At 69.7% G+C, this 5,921-nt stretch carries 6 protein-coding genes; 1 reads left to right on the plus strand and 5 read right to left on the minus strand.

Going from position 1 to position 5,921, the window contains the following annotated elements:
* The 5 genes from ACWIF2_RS39705 to ACWIF2_RS39725 all read right to left on the minus strand — a co-directional run.
* Positions 1 to 835, minus strand: an 835-nt coding sequence (locus ACWIF2_RS39705) for an FtsX-like permease family protein (RefSeq protein WP_454366449.1), incomplete at its 3' end; no start/stop codon positions are given.
* Positions 832 to 1,521, minus strand: a complete 690-nt coding sequence (locus ACWIF2_RS39710) for an ABC transporter ATP-binding protein (RefSeq protein WP_454366450.1) — start codon at positions 1,519 to 1,521, stop codon at positions 832 to 834. The genes ACWIF2_RS39705 and ACWIF2_RS39710, both read right to left, overlap by 4 nt.
* Positions 1,518 to 2,042, minus strand: coding sequence for a PadR family transcriptional regulator (locus ACWIF2_RS39715; protein WP_010045868.1), 525 nt, complete (start codon positions 2,040 to 2,042; stop codon positions 1,518 to 1,520). Before ACWIF2_RS39715 ends, ACWIF2_RS39710 begins: the two co-directional genes overlap by 4 nt.
* A 113-nt stretch (positions 2,043 to 2,155) precedes the next feature.
* Positions 2,156 to 2,416, minus strand: a complete 261-nt coding sequence (locus ACWIF2_RS39720; RefSeq protein WP_454366452.1) for a hypothetical protein — start codon at positions 2,414 to 2,416, stop codon at positions 2,156 to 2,158.
* Complete coding sequence (locus tag ACWIF2_RS39725) at positions 2,413 to 3,348, minus strand: SPFH domain-containing protein (RefSeq protein ID WP_454366454.1); 936 nt, start codon at positions 3,346 to 3,348, stop codon at positions 2,413 to 2,415. The genes ACWIF2_RS39720 and ACWIF2_RS39725 overlap by 4 nt, the downstream gene beginning before the upstream one ends.
* A gap of 261 nt (positions 3,349 to 3,609) precedes the next feature.
* Here ACWIF2_RS39725 and ACWIF2_RS39730 point away from each other — a divergent pair, with 261 nt between their 5' ends.
* Complete coding sequence (locus ACWIF2_RS39730) at positions 3,610 to 5,898, plus strand: transglycosylase domain-containing protein (RefSeq protein ID WP_454366456.1); 2,289 nt, start codon at positions 3,610 to 3,612, stop codon at positions 5,896 to 5,898.
* Positions 5,899 to 5,921: the final 23 nt, after the last annotated feature.

Below are 5,921 nucleotides of genomic sequence, written 5' to 3' on the forward strand. Positions count from 1 at the left end.
CCGCCAGTTCGCGTCCGAGCAGGAAGAAGCCGGTGCCGAGGACGAGCCCCAGCACGGAGCCGGCGAGTGCCTCGCCGGCGGCGATCCGCCGGGTCATCCGGCTGTCGGAGCCGACCAGCCGCAGCGCCGCGAGTCTGCGGTCGCGCCGCTCGCCGCCGAACCGCACGGCCGCGGCGATGAACACGGCGACCGGCATCAGCAGCACCACGAAGACGACGAGGACCAGCAGGAGCAGCACCGGGTCCCAGGGGTCGGACGACCCCAGGTCCGGGTTGCCGAAGCTGTCGATCCGCGCCCCGCTCGCGGAGCCCTCGAGCCGCTCCGCGAGCCCCTTGCCACCCGCGTAGTAGCTGAGTTCGTGCGAGCCGACCAGGCCCGGCTCGCCGATGGTGCCCGTGATCCGGTAGTCCAGCCGTTCCCGCAGCAGCTTCCCCTCGTCGGAGGCGAGCAGCTCCTCCAGCGCGGGGGAGACCACCATCTCGCCGTCCGCCGGGAACGCCGGGACGCCCGGGGGCAGCGGGGCCTTCGGGCCCTCCGCCTCCAGCACGCGCCCACGGACGTCCTGGTCGCGGAACGTGGTGTCCGCGTCCACCACGATCAGGGTGTCGTCGGCCTTCGGTATCTCCTGCTGGCCGAAGGTGTGGTCGCTGCGCGCCTCCTCACGCCGGTCCCGCTCCGCCAGCGCGTTCGGGATGGCGGTGGTGAGCAGCAGCAGCGCCACGCCGAGCCCGACGCCGACGGCCGTGAGCAGCGCCCGGGTCCAGCCCTCCCGCCCGCCGGCGAAGGCGTACCGGGTTCCCATCGCCAGGTCCCGGCCCCACTGCCGTGCGCTCATACGACGCGCTCCATGTCCCGGGACTTGCCGTCGCGTACGACGATCTCGCGGTCGGAGTAGGCCGCCACCCGCGCCTCGTGCGTCACCAGCACCACGGCCGCGTTGGTGGACCGGGCCGCCTCGGTGAGCAGTTCCATCACGCGCTCGCCGTTGAGCGAGTCCAGCGCGCCGGTCGGCTCGTCGGCGAAGATCACCCGCGGGCTCGTCACCAGCGAGCGGGCGACGGCGACGCGCTGCCCCTGACCGCCGGACACCTCGCCGGGCCGCTTCTTGCGCAGCTCGTCGACCTCCAGACGCTCCATCCACGCCAGCGCGGTCCGCTCGGCCTCCTTGCGGGACGACCCGCTCAGCCGCAGCGGGAGCGCGACGTTCTCCACACAGGTGAGCTCCGGCACGAGCTGGCCGAACTGGAAGACGAACCCGAACTCGGAGCGCCGGAGCGCACTGCGCTCGGCGTCGCTCATCGAGGTCACCTCGCGCCCGTTGTACGTGATCGAGCCCGAGTCGGGCGTGACGATCCCGGCGAGGCAGTGCAGCAGCGTCGACTTGCCCGAGCCGGACGGGCCCATCACGGCGACGACCTCGCCCGGGTGGATGGAGAACTCGGCGCCGTCGAGGGCGGTGGTCGGGCCGTACGCCTTGCGCAGGTCCCGGGCGGCGAGCAGCGAACCGGCGGGAATGGTCATCGGGTCACCGCCTCACGGAGCTTGTCCAGACGGGCCGCCGTCAGTTCCAGCCAGCGCAGGTCGGCCTCCAGGTGGAACAGGGCGTGGTCGCAGATGAGCTGGTCGGCCAGGTCGCCCTTGCGTTTGCGGTCGGTGAGGATCCGCATGCTGCGCAGGTGCTCGGAGCGCTGGGTGTCGAGGATGTCGGCGGCGTCGCGGTGGGTGAGCAGCGCGAGGACGACCTTGGTGTAGAGGGTCGACTGGAGGTACGGCTCCGGCTTCTCCGGTGTCGCGAGCCAGCGCTCGACATCGGTGATGCCGGCCTCGGTGATCGCGTACCGCTTGCGCTCGGGCCCGCCGCCCGCCTCGATGCCGTCGACCTCGACGAGCCCGTTCTTCAGCAGGCGGGACATCGTCGAGTAGACCTGGCCGTAGTGGAGCGGCCGGTCGTGACCGAACTTCTCGTCGAAGGCCCGCTTCAGGTCGTAACCGTGTCGCGGGCCGGACTCCAGGAGCCCCAGAAGAGTGTGACCGATGGACATGCCGAGCACTCTACACACCGTGTATACGCCGCATGTATACGCCGGGTGTGCAGTTCATGGCGGGCGGTGCGGGTGTGCAGGTCGGGAGCTGTTGTCACGGTTCCGCAACACCCTCAGGACGACGGGGGTTCGGGGGTGGAGCCCCCGGGCGGCCGCCCGCGCCGGGGGATGGGTCCGGTCTCCCGCGGCAGGCGCCCCGCGTCGGCCAGCGCCTTCCGCAGCAGGAACTCGATCTGCGCGTTGGCCGACCGCAGTTCGTCCCCGGCCCACCGCGCGAGCGCCTCGTACACCGCCGGGTCCAGCCGCAGCAGCACCTGCTTGCGCTGCTGCTGCGGCCGGCGCTGAGGGCCCGGACCCTCGGAAGGTGCGGTCACTGGTAGAGGGACCCGGTGTTGAGGACCGGCTGCGCGGCCCGGTCCCCGCACAGCACCACCATGAGGTTGGAGACCATGGCCGCCTTCCGCTCGGAGTCGAGCTCCACGATGTCCCGCTCGGTGATCCGGGCGATCGCGGCCTCGACCATGCCCACCGCTCCGTCCACGATCTGCCGCCGGGCCGCGACGACCGCGCCGGCCTGCTGCCGCTGGAGCATCGCCGAGGCGATCTCGGGGGCGTACGCGAGGTGCGTGAAGCGGGACTCGATGATCTGCACCCCGGCCGCCTCCACGCGCGCGTGCAGTTCGACGGCGAGCTTCTCGGTGATCTCCTCGGCGTTGCCGCGCAGCGAGAGGCCGTCCTCGTCGTGCGCGTCGTAGGGGTACTCGATGGCGATGTGCCGCACGGCCGCCTCGGTCTGGGTGGAGACGAACTCGATGTAGTCGTCCACCTCGAAGGTGGCCTGGGCGGTGTCCTCGACCCGCCAGACCACGACCGCGGCGAGCTCGATCGGGTTGCCGTAGGCGTCGTTGACTTTGAGGACGGCGGTCTCGTGGTTGCGGACCCGTGTCGAGATCTTCGTGCGCGAGGTGAGCGGGTTCACCCAGCGCAGACCGTCCTGCCGGATCGTCCCCCGGTAGCGGCCGAAGAGCTGGACGACTCGGGCCTCGCCGGGCGCCACCATGTTCAGCCCGCACATGGCCAGGAACGCCGCGATCGCGACCAGGATGCCGCCGATGATCAGGCCGGCCTTGGCGCCGCCCCCGTCCACCGCCGTGGCGGCCGCGATCAGCCCGGCGCCGGCCAGCAGCCCGAGCAGGCCGAGGAGCAGGGCGAGCCCGCCGCCGATGCTGTGCGCGGTGAACTCCCGTACGCGTGGGGCCGGCATCTCGGGCACGTCTGCGGTGACCTGTGTGTCGTGTGTGGACATGGGTGAATCCCCCGTTCTTCGCGCGGAGCCATCCTGCATAGCGTCCGTCTATCTAAGTGATATCACTTTATCGCGTCCTGGCAACCCTTCGGGTGTCTCGAACGTCGGTTCCGTTGGGATGGGTGCTGATTGTCACGTCCGCAAAGGGCCGGATCGGCAGCCCTATCTCTTATCTCCCGGTGTTAGCTTTCTGAGCTGACCTGAGCGGCGAACCTGTGTGACGCGAGTGCACACATGAACGAAGCGGAGCGGATCGGACCCATGGGACGAGCGGAAGAGAGACGCGCCCGACAGCGCGGTGGGCGCCGGGCGGCACCCAAGACCCACCGTTCGTCGGCCGTGGCCGGGAAGAGCGGCATACGCAGGCTCTTCACCTGGAAGAAGATCCTCGGCACCTTCCTCGGCCTCTGCCTGCTCGGCATGGGTGCCTTCATCGTGCTGTACATGGTGATCGACATCCCCGAGGGGAACGCCGACGCCAAGCGGCAGAGCAACATCTACAAGTACAGCGACGGCTCGATCATGGCCCGCGACGGCAAGGTCAACCGCGAGGTCGTCGACCTGTCCAGGGTCCCCAAGCAGGTCCGGCAGACCTTCGTCGCGGCCGAGAACAAGACCTTCTACAAGGACGCCGGCGTCGACCTCAAGGGCACCGCACGCGGCGTGTTCAACACGCTCTCCGGCCGCGGCGCGCAGGGCGGTTCGACGATCACCCAGCAGTACGTCAAGAACTACTACCTGACGCAGGAACAGACCGTCACGCGCAAGCTGAAGGAACTGGTCATCTCGCTGAAGCTGGACCGGGAGAAGTCCAAGGACTACATCCTCGCCGGCTACATCAACACCAGTTACTACGGCCGCAACGCCTACGGCATCCAGGCCGCCGCCCAGGCCTACTACCACACCGACGCCGAGGACCTCAGCGTCGCGCAGGGCGCCTACCTCGCCGCACTGCTCCAGGCCCCGAGCGAGTACGACTGGGCGGTCGCCTCCGAAGGCGGTAAGAAGCTGGTCAAGGCGCGCTGGAACTACGTCCTGAAGAACATGGTCGAGGAGGGCTGGCTGAGCCAGTCCGAGCGTGACGCCATGAAGTTCCCGGTGCCGAAGGAGCCCAAGCCCGCTCCCGGTATGGAGGGCCAGAAGGGCTACCTGGTCAACGCCGCCAACGCGACCCTGAAGAAGCAACTCGTCGCCGACGGCACCGCGAGCAGCCGCAAGGAAGCCGAGGCGATGGTCAACGCCGGCGGCTGGACCCTCACGCTCAACATCGACAAGAAGAAGCAGGCCGCGCTGGAGAAGTCCGTCAAGCAGCAGCTCACCAGCAAGCTCGACCCCGAGAAGCGCAAGGTCGACGCGGACGTCCAGGCCGGTGCCGCGTCCGTGAACCCGAAGACGGGCGCCGTGGTCGCGATGTACGGCGGCCAGGACTACTTCAAGCACTACACCAACAACGCCACCCGCACCGACTACCAGCCCGCCTCCACCTTCAAGCCGGTCATCCTGGCCGCCGCCCTGGAGGAGCAGGCGAAGACGCAGGACGGCGAGCCGATCAACGCGCGCACGGTCTACGACGGCACGAGCAAGCGCCCGGTCATGGAGGACGGCAGCAAGGTCGGCTTCGCCCCCGAGAACGAGGACGACCAGGACTACGGCCCGATCTCCGTCCAGACGGCGATGAACAAGTCCGTCAACTCCGTCTTCGCGCAGATGGGCGTCGACGTCGGTATGGACGAGGTGGTGAAGGTCGCCGGCAAACTCGGCATGGACACCGAGAACATGGAGGCCGTGCCCGCCCAGACCCTGGGCAGCATGGGCGCGAGCCCCCTGCAGATGGCCGGGGTCTACGCCACCCTGGACAACCACGGCAAGAAGGTCACCCCGGCCGTCGTGAAGTCGGTGGAGCACCGGAACCAGACGGTCGCCATGCCGGACCCGGTCGGCGACCAGGTCATCAGCAGGGAGGCCGCCGACTCGGTGACCTCGGTGCTGACCGGCGTGGTCGACGACGGCACCGCGCAGGCCTCCGTGCGCAACAACCCGGGGCGCGACGGCCAGCAGGTCGCGGGCAAGACGGGTACGTCCGACAACAACAAGTCGGCCTGGTTCACCGGCTACACGCCCAACGTGGTCACCTCCGTCGGGCTGTTCGGAGAGGACGACAAGCCCCCGTACAAGCAGGTCCCGATGTACAAGGCGCTCGGCGAGCCCCGCATCGACGGCGGTGGCTTCCCGGCGCGGATCTGGGCGGCGTACACCTTCGGCGTCATGGGTGACGTCAGCAAGTTCGACCTGGACACCCAGCAGGGCGCGGCCGTCCAGCCGACGTGGACGCCGACGCCCACGCAGTCGGAGACCGAGGAGCCCACGCAGGAGCCGACGACCGAGGAGCCGTCGTCGTCCCCGCCGCCGACGACGGAGGAGCCGAGCAGCTCGCCGCCGCCGACCCCGTCGACGTCACCGCCGACCTTCACGCCGCCGACGGCCCCGGAGACGACACCGCCGACCGACGGCGACCCGTTCGACCCGGTCAAGCCGGGCGACGAGGAGTAGACGAGGAGCAGAGAAGACGCGAA

Source organism: Streptomyces sp. NPDC055506 (genome assembly GCF_053643595.1).